This window comes from Alkalicoccobacillus plakortidis (assembly GCF_023703085.1).
In the GTDB taxonomy this organism is placed as follows: Bacteria; Bacillota; Bacilli; order Bacillales; family Bacillaceae_D; genus Alkalicoccobacillus; species Alkalicoccobacillus plakortidis.
The window spans coordinates 1,657,792-1,673,059 of sequence record NZ_JAMQJY010000001.1 but is presented as its reverse complement, the minus strand read 5'-3'; the positions used below and the strand labels follow the sequence as shown (position 1 = coordinate 1,673,059).

Here is a 15,268-nt window from a genome sequence, read left to right as displayed (position 1 = left end):
AGATGATTAGCTTGACTATAATTACTGATATTCATGCTCGTGAAGTTCTTGATTCACGTGGTAATCCAACAGTAGAAGTAAATGTATACCTTGAATCTGGAGAAGAAGGCCGTGCTCTTGTACCAAGTGGCGCTTCAACAGGCGAATACGAAGCAGTAGAACTACGTGACGGCGGAGACCGTTTTATGGGTAAAGGAGTTCTTACAGCTGTTACTAACGTAAATGACATCATTGCTCCTGAGCTAATTGGTGAAGATGCTAGAGACCAACTTGGAATTGATAAGCTTTTACTTGAGCTAGACGGCACAAAAAACAAAGCTAAATTAGGTGCAAATGCAATTCTAGGTGTATCTATGGCTGTCGCTCATGCAGCAGCAGCAGCGTTAAGCGTTCCATTATACGTATATCTTGGTGGATTCAGTGCAAAAACTCTTCCTGTACCAATGATGAACATCATCAATGGCGGAGAGCATGCTGATAACAACGTAGATATCCAAGAATTTATGATCATGCCTGTTGGTGCAGATAACTTCAAGCACGCTGTTCAAATCGGTGCTGAAATTTTCCACAACCTTAAAGCAGTTCTTAAATCAAAAGGCTATAACACAGCTGTTGGTGATGAAGGTGGATTCGCTCCAAACTTATCATCAAACGAAGAAGCTCTTCAAACAATCATTGAAGCGATTGAAAAAGCTGGTTACAAGCCAGGTGAACAAGTTCAATTGGCAATGGATGTTGCTTCTTCTGAGCTATACAACAAAGAAGATGGCAAATACCATCTTTCAGGCGAAGGCAAAGTCTTCACTTCTGAAGAGCTTGTTGCATTCTATGAGGATCTTGTATCCAAATACCCAATCATCTCAATTGAAGATGGCTTAGATGAAAATGACTGGGATGGTCACAAGCTATTAACTGAAAAGCTTGGCGACAAAGTTCAACTTGTTGGGGATGACTTGTTTGTAACCAACACTGAAAAACTTGCTGAAGGAATTGAGAAAGGTATTTCTAACTCAATCCTAATCAAAGTGAACCAAATTGGTACACTAACTGAAACATTTGAAGCAATCGAAATGGCTAAGCGTGCTGGTTATACAGCGGTTATCTCTCACCGTTCTGGTGAAACAGAAGATGCTACAATTGCTGATATTGCAGTTGCAACAAACGCTGGTCAAATCAAAACAGGTGCACCATCACGTACAGACCGTGTAGCGAAGTACAACCAACTTCTTCGCATTGAAGACGATCTTGCTGATGTAGCAGTATACGGCGGACGTAAGTCTTTCTATAACCTGTCTAAGTAAGTAGAACAATTGTAAATGAACAAACAAAACGACGAACGATCCTGATAAATTAGGGTCGTTCGTTTTTTTTGTATTAGGCTAAAGTTAGCGGAATGGGGATTCCTTAGAATCGTCGCTACCGGGATGGGCGGCACGCTTTCCGCGGGAGGGCGCCCGCCTAATTTGGCTTGCCAAATCATTTCAACCTTGCCCTTTAGTCCCGCTTGGAGTCGGCCTGCCCATTCCGTCCGCTAGGTGAGTGCGTCTGAATTTTTGTTAGAGTTGTAGTGCAAAAGAAAAGTACAAAGTATTTAACTTGTCATATAGAGTTATACAAGAAAAAACAAATAGTAGATTACCATTGATTTCACTTGATGTGACTGGTGTGAAAGCCTTACTATCAGAGTTAGATCATTTGTCCAATCTGGTTTATGAGGTTGACGCATATACCTGCAGAGGTTCATGTGAAATCAACTTACTATTAAGAACTTTCCTTTCAGTACTCTAAATATTGTATTGTTGCAGGTATTTGTATTCATCTTTTGCACAATACAGATGCATTAAATTTTTTGAAAATCAGTACAAATAAACTTAAAACAAATTATCTAAAAAGCTATAATCGTTTGTTCAAGCTCATGCAGCTGTGTTTTTTCTCTTGTATGATTAAGTGAATTGTTCGTTCTAGCGCTATGTAAGAGATATTATATAGATTCAAACAATCAAAAAGGGTAAACGTTCCTTACTATAAGTTTTTTAAGTCTTTAAGTCTTTAAATTTTTAAGTCTTTTATGTTTGTTGTTGTTTTGAGTTTAAGCTAATAATAGCGGAAGGAGAATCCGTAGACTCCTGCGGGACAGCACGCGTCCGAAGACATTGAAGGGGTGATCTTCCCCTTCAAGGGCTGAGGCCGTGCTTGAGGGTGCGTAGGGTTCTCCTGTAGCGGTGTGATTAACCCCAATCAGGAACGTTAGCATTTTTGTTTTTAAAAGTAGGATCTTCCTGTAGCAGAGCAATTAATCATACTCTTTCCTGTTCTTCTTTTACCGACACTCCCTTCACTACGTAACAGCTTCATTAGCTAATTATGGTGTCAAATATGATCAAAAGCACTACCTATACTCGGAAAATGAAATATTGCGCGGGAAATGATCTGTGCTGTGTAGAATAAAGCGGAAATATAAAAGAAGTTTGGAAAGATGAATCGATGTATCGTTTGGCTTGTACGAATATAAGATAATAAAATTCTCAGCTTTTTCTATCTATAACATTGCTTAAGCCCTGTCTATATGGTAGATTTAAACTAGCGCAAGATGTGCATGGAGGTGGAATGTTTTGCAACTAACGTTGATGATTTTGCTGGTTATCGTTTCAATTTCTCTAATTACTGTTGTTGTGCTTCAGTCAGGTAAAAGTGCTGTTTATCCGGAGCGATTTCTGGTGGTGCTGAGCAATTAATAGGGAAACAAAAAGCCAGAGGAGTTGACCTTGTACTACATAGAGCAACCATCATATTGGCCGTTCTATTCTTTATTTTATCTGTCACTCTTGGTTATTTCTTATAATAGATGCTCTAAAGAAACCACTCCAATCATGTAGAATGAATGGAGTGGTTTCTTTATGGTAGTTGGATATATTCTTCAGTATCCACAACTTGGATACATCCAGACCAATGCAGTACAGTGGCCACAAAATCGCGTATATCAAGACCAGGCATCTCATACGTCTCATCCGTGTTAACGGTGGCAGAAGCATCTTCAATAAACGTAACAGAGAATCCTTTTTCATGTGCAATAATTGAATTAAAAAGGCAGCAATATTCAACATTAAAGCCAGTGATGATGAGGTTTGTTATTTTATTTACTTTTAAATAGGTTTCTAGATCTGTCTCCTTAAAGGCACTTGGTTGTTTTTTATGAAAAACCGCATCAGCATAAGGTATAAACGTATCATAAAGCTCACCATTAAAGGTTTGATCTTGAATAAGGCTTTTAGGATTTTGATCAATATGTCTAGTCAAAATAACAGGTTCATCTTTTTCTTTAAAATATGTAGCAAGACTTTCCATATTGTGTAAAGCTTTATCAAATGAGCCGGATTGAATAAACCCATTTTGAACATCCAGAATGAGTAAGGCAGACTTCAAATGATATCAACTCCTCTCGAAACCATTTTATCACTTTAGTTACAATTAATATATAATTAGGAGTGGATAGGCATTAATCAATTTTTACTTGCTTTTAGTGTGATTGCAATAGGACTCTTGTTAGGAAGTGTCTTACGAAACCTAGCCAATAAACAGTTAACTCCATCTTGGTTTCCGCTTAGCTCATTTCTAACATTTTGTATTCGGTTTGTACTACTTGGTCTAAATCCAATTATATTAATTGGAGCGTTTTGGCATGCTGAGCTAACAGATCGTAGCCTTATTTATTTGCCTATTCTAGGTATTGCAACGATTATGCTAGGCGGTTTATTAGGTATCCTATTATCTAAGTTCTATAAGCTGTCTAGAGTCCAGACAGGTTCGATGTTTGTAACAGGATCGTTTTTAAATTTAGGAACGTTTGGATCGTTATTCTGTGTTCTTTTGTTAGGAGAGCAAAGCTTGGCGTATGTTGTTATGTTCAGACTATTTGAAGAATTGTTTTATTATACCGTTTGTTATCCCGTAGCCAAAAGTTACGGTCAACCACAGTCGACGGCAGGCTCCAATTCAAAATGGCGAGCCATTATTCGAGATCCATTTATTATGATTACTTTTTGTGCAGTTGTAGTTGGAGGTTTATTAAATGTGTCACCGTGGGAACGATTTACCGGCTATGGTCAGTTAAATCAAGTGCTCGTTCCATTAACGGCAGTCATTTTATTAATTCCAGTAGGGTTCTCAATGAAACTGACATCCGTTAAAAAACATCTTAAACTGAGTCTATCGCTTTCAATCATGAAGAGTGTACTTGTTCCATGTATAAGTGTGACTCTCGCTATATTGTTAGGATTAGGGGAATTGTATGATGGATTTCTCATTAAAGTTGTTCTAATTATGTCAGCTATGCCAACAGCAGTCTCTGCTTTAGTACCTCCACAGCTCTATCAATTAGATGTGGAACTGGCTAATTCAAATTGGATTGTGAATACGGCCATGCTCGTTATACTTATTCCTGTTTTGTATTTGATCATTCCATTTATTTAGTTAATCTGCAATATGCATAAAATACTGCTATAATACTAACAAAGATAACAAAAATGTAGGATGTCAGGTGGTGTGGGTCAGTGGGACAACGAAAAATAACCATGCAGGTAATCGCAGATACTGTAGGGGTTTCTAAATATGTTGTGTCAAAAACGTTAAATGGCAAGCCAGGCGTTAGTGAAACAACAAGACAGAAGATCTTATTTGCAGCAAAACAACTTGGGTATTCAAAAGAGAGTCATCTGTCTAATTCAAATCAAGCAAATAAGAAGGTAGAAGTGGAAAACGGCTATATTCTTGTTTTTCTTCCTAACTATCAATATCAAAGTATCACCTATACATACTGGGGTTCAGTTTTTCAGGGGGTCTCGATAGGAATCCAATCAAAAAAGCTGGAATGGTAGTTATTACAAGTGAAATGGATCTATCTAAAAAGGTGGACGTGACCAATTTGATTGGGATCATCAGCCTTGGAACATTAAATGAACAATGGCTTGTAGCGCTTTCCGGATACGGTCTTCCGATTGTTATGATTGACCATGAAGATAAGCTTATGCGTGCTGATAGTATTTTTATGGATAATCGCAATGGTATTGAAAGAATCACGGATCATCTAATTGGACTAGGACATCGAAAATTAACTTTTGTAGGGGAATTGAAGCATTCTCGTAGTTTTTTTGACAGGTGGATTGGATTCAGAACGGTTATAGAAAATGCTGATTTAGAGCACGAATCAGTATTGATGGATATTACATATGATGATGATATGGAAGTTGAAATTCAGAGGAAGTTCGATAAGTGGAAAAAAGAAAAAATTCCATTCCCAACAGCTTTTGTATGTGCAAATGACCATATAGCGCGTCGGGTTATTCATTTACTTGAAGATAATGGATTAACCTGTCCGCAGGATGTCTCTGTCACTGGTTTTGACTTATTAGCCGAAGAAGAAGGGCGAACTCCTGCTTTAACGACTGTGCAAGTATTGAAACAAGTGATCGGACGACGAGCAGTGGATCGTTTGGTTTGGAGGATCAACCATAATGAGTATCCCCCTGAGAAAATACTTATTTCAGGAGATATGTTATTAAAAGAATCTGTTGATATACCAAGAGATCGGTGAGCTAAAGCTTGCCGATTTTATTTTTTTATAAATTAAGCGTTTACATTTGATGAATCTAGTGATATGTTTTATCTATAAATAACATTTAATAATAACAATAATAACAATTCAGGGGGAGTTAGTATGAATCGTTTTGCTCGCAAATCATTACTGGTTGTTGGAAGCATTGGTATGGCTGCTGCTATGGCAGCGTGTTCGTCAGGTTCTAGTTCTGGTGGAGGCGGAAGTGATAGTGGAAGTGGGGATGACGTTACGTTAACAATGTGGCTCTGGCCAGGAATGGGTTTTGCTGAAAAGGCGAAGCAATATGAAGAAGAAAATCCAGGGATTAAGATTAATATTCAAGAGGCTGAGTATGCAGATGCTCATCAGAATTTAATTACAGCTTTAGCAGCTGGATCTGGTGCACCAGATATTTCAGGTGTAGATGAAGGCTATCTTGAAAGAATTAAAGAGAGCAGTGATATGTTTTACGATTTGTCTGAATACGGAGCAGCTGATTTAGAAGGGGATTATCTTGATTGGAAATGGAAGCAAGCATCTTCTGATGATGGATCAGTCATTGGTATTCCTACAGATATAGGCCCAATGGCGATGGCTTATCGCGTTGATTTGTTTGAAGAAGCAGGTCTACCAACAGATCCAGATGAAGTGTCTCAAGCACTGGGCACGTGGGATGACTATATCAAAGCAGGACAAAAGTTAAAAGAAGAAACAGGTAGCTTTATGTTCAGTGATGTTGCTGACTTGTACTCTGCTATTCGCGAACAGGGAGACAAACAATATTTTGAAACGGATGGCACCCTAATCATTGAAGAAAGTCCACAGATCCTAAAAGCTTGGGATAAGTCAATTGAAGCGATGGATATTCAAGCGAACATCGAAAGACAAACACCTGAGTGGGGCGCAGCAATTGCAAATGGAGACTTTGCTACAGTATTCCTACCACCATGGATGCTTCAAAACATTAAAAATGACGCGCCTGATACTTCAGGACTTTGGGATATTTCTTTAATGCCTGAAGGTTCTGGAAACTGGGGAGGATCATTCTTAACAGTTCCAACTCAAAGTGATCACCCGCAAGAAGCTTATGATTTTATTACATGGTTAATGTCTCCAGATAATCAACTTGAGATCTTTGAAGAAAATGGGAACTTCCCATCTACACCAGGTATCTATGACGAACCTGCGATCAAAGAACTTGATGATGAATTCTTTATCCGTAAAGATATCGGAGCCATTTATGCTGAAGCAGCTACTCTTGTTAAAGACGTTTATCGCGCACCAATGACAGCTCCAATTAACACAATCATGCAGGATGCACTTGGAACAGTCGCTGATGGAGCAGCAGAACCTGATGCTGCATGGGATAAAGCTATGGAAGAAGTAGACAGACAGATTTCTCGTTAACACGAGCTAATAACAGCGTAGGAGTAATCTTACGCTGTTTTTTATGAAAGTAAAGTAGGAAGGATGAAACCTATGAGTACAGAAGTGCGGCAAAATAGTCCGATCACGGAAAAGAAACCAAAAAGGAAATACAATCAGCGTACGCGCGACCGTATTTCTGGTTACCTATATATTTCCCCGTTTTTCTTATTGTTTGGTGTGTTTGGGATGTTTCCGCTGATTTTTACAGCTTATTTATCCTTTCATAAGTGGAACATTCTTGGAGAGAGAGAATTTATTGGATTTGCAAACTATATAGGACTTTTTACAAATGATCCATTATTTTGGAAAGCGGTTGGTAATACCTTTAGTATTTGGGCGCTTTCAACCATTCCACAGTTATTTCTTGCACTAGTGTTGGCATTTGTTTTAAATCAAGCATTTTTAAAAGGGAAAAGCCTGTTTCGCCTTAGTATTTTTATGCCAAACGTTACTTCAATTGTAGCGGTAGCAATCGTTTTCTCCGCTATATTTGGTACACAATATGGGATTATTAACTACCTACTGAGCTCAATTGGAATTGATCCAATCAATTGGAAAGGTTCTTACTTTGGAACTCACGTTGCGATCTCACTAATGGTGATGTGGAGATGGGTAGGGTATAACACAATTATTTACTTAGCAGGTCTACAAAGTATACCGAAAGACTTATATGAAGCAGCCACAATTGATGGGGCAAATAAAATTCAACAATTTCTTTTTATCACTATACCAATGGTTCGCCCAATTATTATCTTTACAGTATTGTTATCTTCCATTGGAGGCATGCAGGTATTTACAGAGCCTTTGTTATTTGGAATCGGTTCCGAATCACAGGGATTAACAATGACTCTTTATCTCTACCAAGAAGCATTTGAACGCTTCTCATTCGGATATGCATCAGCTATTGCCTGGGTACTATTCTTAATTATTATCGTTGTTTCATTAATTAATATGTTCGTTACAAAACGAATCAAGTCAGCTTAATGCAAGAAGGGAGAATTTCGTTATGAAAGAAGTTGGACAGAAGAAGCTGCCTAAGATTTTGTTATATACCTTTCTAGTGTGCAGTTCTTTATTATCTTTATTTCCTTTCTACTGGATGTTTGTTATTGGTTCTAATTCAACAACATCCGTTAACCAATTTCCACCAGCTATGCTTCCGGGAACTCAATTTGTTGAAAATGCAATGAATGTATTTGAGCGTATTGATTTCTTTGGAGCGATGTTTAATTCATTTTTTATCTCCTCAGCCGTAACGTTGTCAGTCTTGTTTTTCTGTTCGTTAGCAGGTTTTGCTTTTGCCAAACTGCAGTTTGAAGGAAAAAATATGTTGTTTGTTTTCCTATTAGCAACAATGATGATTCCTCCTCAGCTTGGTTTAATCCCATCCTTTATGATCATTAGTAAATTAGGGTGGATCGACACACTACAAGCAGTCATTGTACCAACGATGGTGAGTGCGTTTGGTGTGTTTTGGATGAGACAGTATATCTCATCTGCTATTCCTGACGAGTTGCTAGAAGCGGCTCGAATGGATGGATGCGGAACGTTCCGTACCTATTGGAATATTGTTTTACCAACTGTTAAGCCTGGTCTTGCTACTCTAGGCATTGTGACCTTCATGAACACATGGAACGATTTTTTATGGCCTTTAGTCGTTTTAAAAGATCAAAGTGTTCATACGATTCAAATTGCATTAAGAACATTAAATGATGTGTTCTATACCGATTATTCTATGATTCTAGCAGGAACATTTATGGCTACGTTGCCTATATTAGTTGTATTTATCTTATTTAGCAGGTACTTTATCGTTGGACTAACAGAGGGTGCCGTCAAAAATTAGCTGTAAAGGGGTTCTACGCATGAGTTATTTGTTTTTCTATGATCATACATTTCCATTTGATGGGGTGCGTCCATCAGATCGTACTATTGCCAATTTTTCGGAAGTGGTAGATGTTGAAGGGTTAGAACGTGCGTTGGAGAGTGGGAAATACCAAACTTTCATTAATTTACATGGCTCTTATTTTCCAAAGGATTCTTGGTCTGCAATCCTCCGCTTTTTTCAACAAGGTGGAGGACTTGTACACACAGGTGATATTCCATTTAGATATCCTGTATATAAAGATCAGGGTGAGTGGAAGGTTGAGATTGAGCAAACGGCCTACCATCAGCAACTTAATATCCATGAAGCATTAAAGGTAGATAGTAGTAAAGTTCACGAACTTGTGGGCTCGAATGACCGACCAATATTGGAAGGGTTGGAGAGCGCGTTTAGCATTCAGTCTACGTATGGATTTGTTCTTCACGTGACGAAAGAGGATGATCAGCCACATGAAAATGGTTCAAGTGGACCGATGGATGCTCATATTTACCCATTATTAACAGGGTTATCTGAAGAGGGAAGAGAGATTTCAGCTCCAGTTGTATTAATAGAGAATACAAAAGGACAATTCTCCGGAGGTCGCTTGGATTTTTTTGAATCAGCGCTTTGATGATACTTTCTGGAAGCACGGAACTGATATTTTAAATAAATTGGCTTGGTATACATCAGAAGGTGTCACCGAAATTTGGGTGAAACCGGGTTATGCTAGTTATTATCCTGGAGAAGTGCCAACCATTTCTGTTCAGTTACAAAGTCTTGCTCTTCATCAAGGTAAACAACAAGGTAAACAGTGGACTCTTCAGCTTCAAGTTCTGAAGGATGGAGCAGATAAAATCAACTTTCAGGAAGTTGTGACGATTGATGAATCAAGAGAATGGTCAAATCTCAGAAGAACGATGCCGTTTCAGGTGGAAGAAGGGTTCTACACGATTCATGTTAAAGCCCTCTCAACTTCTGGAGAAATAGTACACTTCAACCAAGGATTTTGGGGCTTCTCAGAAACATTGCTTCAAGAGGGTTCTCCATTAATCGCAAACCGTGATTATTTTGAGAAAGATGGTAAACCTTTTCCGATTGTTGGTATGACTTATATGACTTCTGATGTGGCAAGAAAATTTTTATTTATGCCTAATGCTCTTGTATGGGATCAGGATATGGCACAAATGAAGCAAGCGGGTATTAACCATATTCGCTCAGGCATTTGGACGGCATGGAGACAGATCATGTATGTGGATGGGCATCCGTATGAGGAAGTGCTTCGTGCGATTGATGCATTTGTATTAACTGCTAAGAGACATGATTTGGATCTATGTTTTACATTCTTTGCTTTTACACCGGAGCTATGGGAAGGGAAAAATCCGTACCTTGATCCGCGCAGCTTAGAAGCACAGAAACGTTTTATCGCAGCTATTATCTCTAGATATACAAAAGCGACCCATCTGCACTGGGATCTAATTAATGAGCCATCAATGTTTGATCCAAAACGAATTTTCTCAGGACCACGTTCTGCGAGAGACTCGTTTGAAATAAAGGCATTTCAAGATTGGACAAAAGAAAAGTATGGCACGATTCGCCAGGTTCAGGAGGCATGGAATTATTCATCTGTTGAGCTTCCTAGTTTTGAAGCAATTACAACACCTGAGCATGAGGATATCAACTTTGATGTACAGGATATGCGTAACCCAAGTAAAAGCTTAGTGTGGCTTGATTACACCTTGTTTACAATGGATATGCATAACCAGTGGGCAGAAGAATTGTCGAGCACGATTCATTCCATTAACAGTGATCGCTTAATTACAGTTGGTCAAGATGAGGCATTACGTTCGCAACGTCCAACACCATTTTTCTATGAATCCGTTGTTGATTATACAACAAACCATACGTGGTGGCAGTTGGATCATCTTGTATGGGATGGTGTTTTCACAAAAACAGCATCAAAACCGAATCTTGTGCAGGAAACGGGAATTATGTATCTTGAACAACCTGACGGCTTGGCTAAACGAACAGAAGAAGAACTGCGTAACATTTTAGAGCGCAAGTATGCATACGCATTCTCAACTGGCGGAGCAGGTGCTGTGCAATGGCTATGGAATACAAACTTCTATATGGATAATGTAAACGAATCCAATATTGGCGCATTGAGAGCAGATGGAACGGAAAAACCAGAAGCTGATGTCTCCTATGATTTTGGTTCCTTTATGAATGAGACGAAGGAATTATTTGTGAATCGAAAGCTAGAAGAAGTAGCAGTGATTTATCCGTATTCCAATGACTTTTCAAGCCGTAAACTTGCTTTTGATGCAACAACGAATGCCGTGCGTACTCTTTCGTATGAGTTAAATACACATGCCCGTGGATTTAGTGAGTATCATTTAGAGGCAATGCTTGAGAACCAAGCCGAAGCTTGTGATTGTGCCAAGTGCGCATAACTTCAGCGACGAAGCCTTTGATCAGTTGATTGCTTATGCTGCGCAAGGCGGAACCGTTCTGTATACAGGACCACTTCGTTTAAATGCAGGCTTGGAAACATTCGGAGAGACTTTTAGATGAGCTTGGTGCATCCAAACTCCAGAATGTCTTGCGTGAAGAAGCATTAGTGATTAATGGAAAAGCTCATGCAGTTAGCTTTGGTGAGCGACGTATTGCTGAGTTGACAAAGGAATGTTTAGTAGAATCGACTCAGAATGCCGTGAAGCAAGTGTCGATTGGTCAAGGAACATTTATCTGGAGTCCTCTGCCTGTGGAGCTGAATAACCGTCTGGAGCCATTAAAAGAGCTGTATCGCTTCGCTTTACAGCAGGCTGGTGTAACGGAAGAGCTGATCTGGAATAAGGGTGGAGACAACCCAGGTGTCTATGGACGCAGACTGTCATTTGATGACGGTGATCTCTACATCTTTGTTTCTGAATTTGCAGGAGATGTAGAAGTAGAAGTAACCAATCCGGTCCTTAATAAAACGTACTCTGTAAAACTCGAGCAAGAACGATCTGTTTTGTTCCAAACGAATGCAGCAGGAGAAATCGTTACAACGTATCGACCTAACGAAGTACAAGTTGAGTCAGAATCAGAAGGATTAAAAGTATAAATGATTTCAGAAACAGTGGGTATCTTAGGATGCTCACTGTTTTTTTGTGAGTGGGGGATTGAAATGGTGGAGTAGAGATTGAATGATAGGAGGAGGAAGTGAAGGGATGGAGCTGGATTGAAACGATAGAAGTGGAAAGTGAAACGATAGGGATGCGATTGAAACGATAGAAGGCAAAATGGAGCAATGGGTACCCAAACTGGAGCGATGACCCTCGAACTGGAGCAATGGGTACCCAAACTGGAGCGATGACCCTCGAACTGGAGCAATGGGTACCCAAACTGGAGCGATGACCCTCGAACTGGAGCAATGGGTACCCAAACTGGAGCGATGACCCTCGAACTGGAGCAATGGGTACCCAAACTGGAGCGATGACCCTCGAACTGGAGCAATGGGTACCCAAACTGGAGCGATGACCTCGAACTGGAGCAATGGGTACCCAAACTGGAGCGATGACCTCGAACTGGAGCAATGGGTACCCAAACTGGAGCGATGACCCTCGAACTGGAGCAATGGGTACCCAAACTGGAGCGATGGCCCTCGAAATGGAGCAATGGGCATTCAAATTGGAGCGATGGCCCTCGAAATGGAGCAATGCCCCCCAACCGGAGCACCCCAACCCAAATCCCCCCGCACCAAAATATCCATCATCAGGTGTGGAAAGCAGAAAAATAGGGAAAATAAACTAGAAAGGATACAATAGAAGGAGGGAGGCGAAACGAATTGATTAAGCTAGGTATTTTAGATCAAGTCCCTCTATCTAAAGGTCAGTCAGTAACAGACAGGATGGATGAAACGATAAAGATGGCTACTCTAGCTGAACAGCTAGGATATACAAAATATTGGTTTGCGGAGCATCATGGGACAAAGGGGATGTTAAGTAGTGCGCCTGAGATCTTGATGGCGGCTGTTGCAGCTAGTACGAAGAAGATTCGTATCGGTACAGGTGGCATTCTTCTTCCTCAATACAGTCCATTTAAAGTGGCGGAAATTAGTAAGCAGCTTGAATCGCTTTTTCCGGGTAGAATTGATATTGGTGTGGGGCGCTCTCCTGGTGGAACACCGGCTCTGCGCAAGGCACTAGTTGATGGAGAACCAAGGAGTTTAGAGGAATTTGATCGGCAATTACAGGATCTTGTGTATTATATAAGAGATACGTTACCTAGAAATCATGTTTATTCAGGAGTCAAAGCATCTCCACAGGTTGAAGTACCTCCTCCGATGTGGCTACTTGGTCTAGGTGAAAACAGCGCAAAACTAGCAGCAAAACAAGGGTTGGGCTATGTGTTTGGCCATTTCATAAAGTCAGCTCGTGGTCGGCAAGCGTTTGAAGCCTATCGTTCTAACTTCGTTTCAAACGGGTGGAGTCAAACGCCACAAATGCTAACGGCCATTTTTGTTGTATGTGCTGATACAGATGAGCAGGCCGAATACCTTGCAAAAAGTCAGGATCTTTGGCTATTAAGGGTCGAAAAAGGGCTCGATAGCCGTGTGCCCAGTTCAGAAGAAGCGATCCAATATCAGTATACAGATGATGATCAAAAGCGTATGATACATAACCGAACTCGAATGATTGTTGGTTCAAAGGAAACGGTTCGCAGGGAATTGATGAAGCTCTCAGAACGATATGGCATGAATGAATTTTTGGTTCTTTGTAATCTTCATTCGGAAGAAGATCGAATTCGTTCGTATCAATTACTGGCTGAGGCAATGGAGCTATAAATTCACACGCCAATGCGTGTATTTCAGTTAGAAGGGGTGGAGGAGGCATTGAAGGGATGTCTTTGTATACATGGCTTCACTGGGGAACCGTGGGAGGTTGAGCCGATTGCTGAATCGTTAAGAAAACAAAAGGACTGGCTCGTTTATGCACCTACCTTGCCTGGTCACGGTCCGGATGGGGATTTGCGTACTGTGACGTATCAGCACTGGCTATATATGGTTGAGGTAGCTGCTGAAGAATTAATCAAACGATGTGAAGAGGTATATGTGATTGGTTTTTCGATGGGTGGTCTTTTGGCTTGTTATATTGCCGCAAAGTATGAGATAAAGAAACTGGTTTTGTTAAGTGCGGCTGCCTATTATTTAAATCCTCCGATGCTGTTTGAGAGTGTGAAAGCGACTTTGCATACACAGCTGACTGGTGTTTCAGAACCAGATCAATTAGTTGATTTGTACCGTCATAAGATGACGAATACACCAATGTCAGCAGTTGTGCAGTTTATGACAGCAGTGAAGAAGATTAGACCGTATATACGACATGTTCAAACGCCGGTTCTTATTATTCAAGGTGAGCGGGATGCGTTGGTGCCGAGGAGAAGTTCGGAGTATTTATTCCGGACGATCGGGGCAGAGGAAAAGTACATTCATTATTTAAAGGATGGAAGACATATGATCTGTCACGGTTTTGAGAAGGATCAGCTTATGAGACATATTCATGAATTTCTTATTGAAAAGAAAGACAGAAGGGATGAACAAAATGAAATTAGTAGCACCTAAACCATTTTTCTTTGAAGGAGGCGAGCGAGCGGTTCTTTTATTGCATGGCTTTACTGGAACAACTGCGGACGTACGAATGATTGGTCGATTCCTTCAAAAAGAAGGCTACACCTGTTATGCTCCTTTATATAAGGGGCATGGTGTTCCACCAGAACAATTAGTTGAAACAGGACCTACAGACTGGTGGAAGGATGTTGAAGCCGGCTATCAATTTCTTAAAGAAAAAGGGTATGATGAGATTGCGGTCTGTGGATTATCGCTTGGAGGGGTATTCTCTTTAAAAATCGGTTACACTTTACCTGTAAAGGGTATCGTATCGATGTGTGCACCTGTAAGGGCAAAGACTGAAGATGCGATTTATAATGGTATGCTTGAATACGCAGAAGCCTATAAAAAAAGAGAGCAAAAAACAGAGGACGTCATCGAGGAGGAGATGGAGGCATTTAAACAGCTTCCAATGGACACACTCTTTCAATTAAAAGAATTAATGGATGATGTTCGTAGCCAGTTAGATTTTATTTACTCGCCACTATTTGTTGTACAAGCAAGACAAGATGGAATGATTGATACCAACAGTGCTAACATTATCCATGAAGAAGCTGAATCTGAATTGAAGCAGATTAAATGGTATGAACACTCTGGTCATGTCATCACCCTTGGAGATGAGAAAGAACAACTCCATCAAGATGTCCTCGCATTTTTAGAAGCATGTGATTGGGATTAATAAACTTGAAGTAGGGACAGATAGAATTGGCAGAACAAAGAGAAAGAAAGGAGAAAG

At 40.1% G+C, this 15,268-nt stretch carries 15 protein-coding genes and 1 pseudogene; 15 read left to right on the top strand and 1 reads right to left on the bottom strand.

The genetic code is table 11. The features are described 5' to 3' along the window. Nucleotides 1–11 precede the first annotated feature (11 nt). Nucleotides 12–1,301: a phosphopyruvate hydratase gene (gene eno / locus NDM98_RS09050; RefSeq protein WP_251606574.1), complete on the top strand. Its 1,290-nt coding sequence runs from the start codon at nt 12–14 to the stop codon at nt 1,299–1,301. A gap of 1,326 nt (nt 1,302–2,627) precedes the next feature. Continuing rightward, nucleotides 2,628–2,842, top strand: a pseudogene (secG, locus tag NDM98_RS09045) (preprotein translocase subunit SecG). Nucleotides 2,843–2,895: 53 nt separating this feature from the next. On the opposite strand, the gene NDM98_RS09040 reads toward secG, so the two are convergent. Beyond that, on the bottom strand, nt 2,896–3,423 hold the full coding sequence (locus NDM98_RS09040; RefSeq protein ID WP_251606571.1) for a cysteine hydrolase family protein: 528 nt from the start codon (nt 3,421–3,423) through the stop codon (nt 2,896–2,898). 117 nt (nt 3,424–3,540) lie between these two features. Here NDM98_RS09040 and NDM98_RS09035 point away from each other — a divergent pair, with 117 nt between their 5' ends. The 13 genes from NDM98_RS09035 to NDM98_RS08990 all read left to right on the top strand — a co-directional run bounded on the left by NDM98_RS09035 (nt 3,541) and on the right by NDM98_RS08990 (nt 15,211). Beyond that, nucleotides 3,541–4,470 (top strand): AEC family transporter, encoded by a 930-nt coding sequence (locus NDM98_RS09035; protein ID WP_251606569.1) that lies wholly within the window; start codon nt 3,541–3,543, stop codon nt 4,468–4,470. 80 nt (nt 4,471–4,550) lie between these two features. Continuing rightward, nucleotides 4,551–4,874, top strand: coding sequence for a LacI family DNA-binding transcriptional regulator (locus NDM98_RS09030; protein ID WP_251606567.1), 324 nt, complete (start codon nt 4,551–4,553; stop codon nt 4,872–4,874). Nucleotides 4,875–4,912: 38 nt separating this feature from the next. Continuing rightward, nucleotides 4,913–5,590 carry a substrate-binding domain-containing protein gene (locus NDM98_RS09025; protein WP_251606565.1) on the top strand — a complete coding sequence of 226 codons (678 nt, stop codon included), beginning with the start codon at nt 4,913–4,915 and terminating at the stop codon, nt 5,588–5,590. A 123-nt stretch (nt 5,591–5,713) separates the two neighbouring features. Further along, the gene (locus tag NDM98_RS09020) at nt 5,714–7,000 is read left to right on the top strand and encodes an extracellular solute-binding protein (RefSeq protein ID WP_251606563.1); all 1,287 of its coding nucleotides are present in this window, start codon (nt 5,714–5,716) and stop codon (nt 6,998–7,000) included. A 72-nt stretch (nt 7,001–7,072) separates the two neighbouring features. Next, complete coding sequence (locus NDM98_RS09015) at nt 7,073–8,005, top strand: carbohydrate ABC transporter permease (RefSeq protein WP_251606561.1); 933 nt, start codon at nt 7,073–7,075, stop codon at nt 8,003–8,005. A gap of 22 nt (nt 8,006–8,027) precedes the next feature. Next, complete coding sequence (locus tag NDM98_RS09010; RefSeq protein ID WP_251606558.1) at nt 8,028–8,864, top strand: carbohydrate ABC transporter permease; 837 nt, start codon at nt 8,028–8,030, stop codon at nt 8,862–8,864. Nucleotides 8,865–8,883: 19 nt separating this feature from the next. Continuing rightward, a complete protein-coding gene (locus NDM98_RS23965; RefSeq protein ID WP_307728754.1) occupies nt 8,884–9,513 on the top strand; it encodes a hypothetical protein in 630 nt (209 codons plus the stop codon). Then, a complete protein-coding gene (locus NDM98_RS23960) occupies nt 9,497–11,332 on the top strand; it encodes a beta-galactosidase (RefSeq protein ID WP_307728753.1) in 1,836 nt (611 codons plus the stop codon). Before NDM98_RS23965 ends, NDM98_RS23960 begins: the two co-directional genes overlap by 17 nt. Beyond that, nucleotides 11,289–11,453: a type 1 glutamine amidotransferase family protein gene (locus NDM98_RS23955; protein WP_307728752.1), complete on the top strand. Its 165-nt coding sequence runs from the start codon at nt 11,289–11,291 to the stop codon at nt 11,451–11,453. Before NDM98_RS23960 ends, NDM98_RS23955 begins: the two co-directional genes overlap by 44 nt. Beyond that, nucleotides 11,416–11,988, top strand: a complete 573-nt coding sequence (locus NDM98_RS23950; protein WP_307728751.1) for a hypothetical protein — start codon at nt 11,416–11,418, stop codon at nt 11,986–11,988. Before NDM98_RS23955 ends, NDM98_RS23950 begins: the two co-directional genes overlap by 38 nt. A 723-nt stretch (nt 11,989–12,711) precedes the next feature. Continuing rightward, on the top strand, nt 12,712–13,710 hold the full coding sequence (locus NDM98_RS09000) for an LLM class flavin-dependent oxidoreductase (RefSeq protein ID WP_251606556.1): 999 nt from the start codon (nt 12,712–12,714) through the stop codon (nt 13,708–13,710). Nucleotides 13,711–13,758: 48 nt separating this feature from the next. Continuing rightward, nucleotides 13,759–14,487: an alpha/beta hydrolase gene (locus NDM98_RS08995; protein ID WP_251606553.1), complete on the top strand. Its 729-nt coding sequence runs from the start codon at nt 13,759–13,761 to the stop codon at nt 14,485–14,487. Then, nucleotides 14,468–15,211 (top strand): alpha/beta hydrolase, encoded by a 744-nt coding sequence (locus tag NDM98_RS08990; RefSeq protein WP_251606549.1) that lies wholly within the window; start codon nt 14,468–14,470, stop codon nt 15,209–15,211. Before NDM98_RS08995 ends, NDM98_RS08990 begins: the two co-directional genes overlap by 20 nt. Nucleotides 15,212–15,268 lie beyond the last annotated feature (57 nt).

Excerpts from the sequence above, each read along its gene's own strand:
- NDM98_RS08990 (WP_251606549.1), top strand. The coding sequence starts at position 14,468 with ATGAAATTAGTAGCACCTAAACCATTTTTCTTTGAAGGAGGCGAGCGA.
- NDM98_RS09015 (WP_251606561.1), top strand. The coding sequence starts at position 7,073 with ATGAGTACAGAAGTGCGGCAAAATAGTCCGATCACGGAAAAGAAACCA.
- NDM98_RS09020 (WP_251606563.1), top strand. The coding sequence starts at position 5,714 with ATGAATCGTTTTGCTCGCAAATCATTACTGGTTGTTGGAAGCATTGGT.
- NDM98_RS23965 (WP_307728754.1), top strand. The coding sequence starts at position 8,884 with ATGAGTTATTTGTTTTTCTATGATCATACATTTCCATTTGATGGGGTG.
- NDM98_RS23950 (WP_307728751.1), top strand. The coding sequence starts at position 11,416 with ATGCAGGCTTGGAAACATTCGGAGAGACTTTTAGATGAGCTTGGTGCA.
- NDM98_RS09010 (WP_251606558.1), top strand. The coding sequence starts at position 8,028 with ATGAAAGAAGTTGGACAGAAGAAGCTGCCTAAGATTTTGTTATATACC.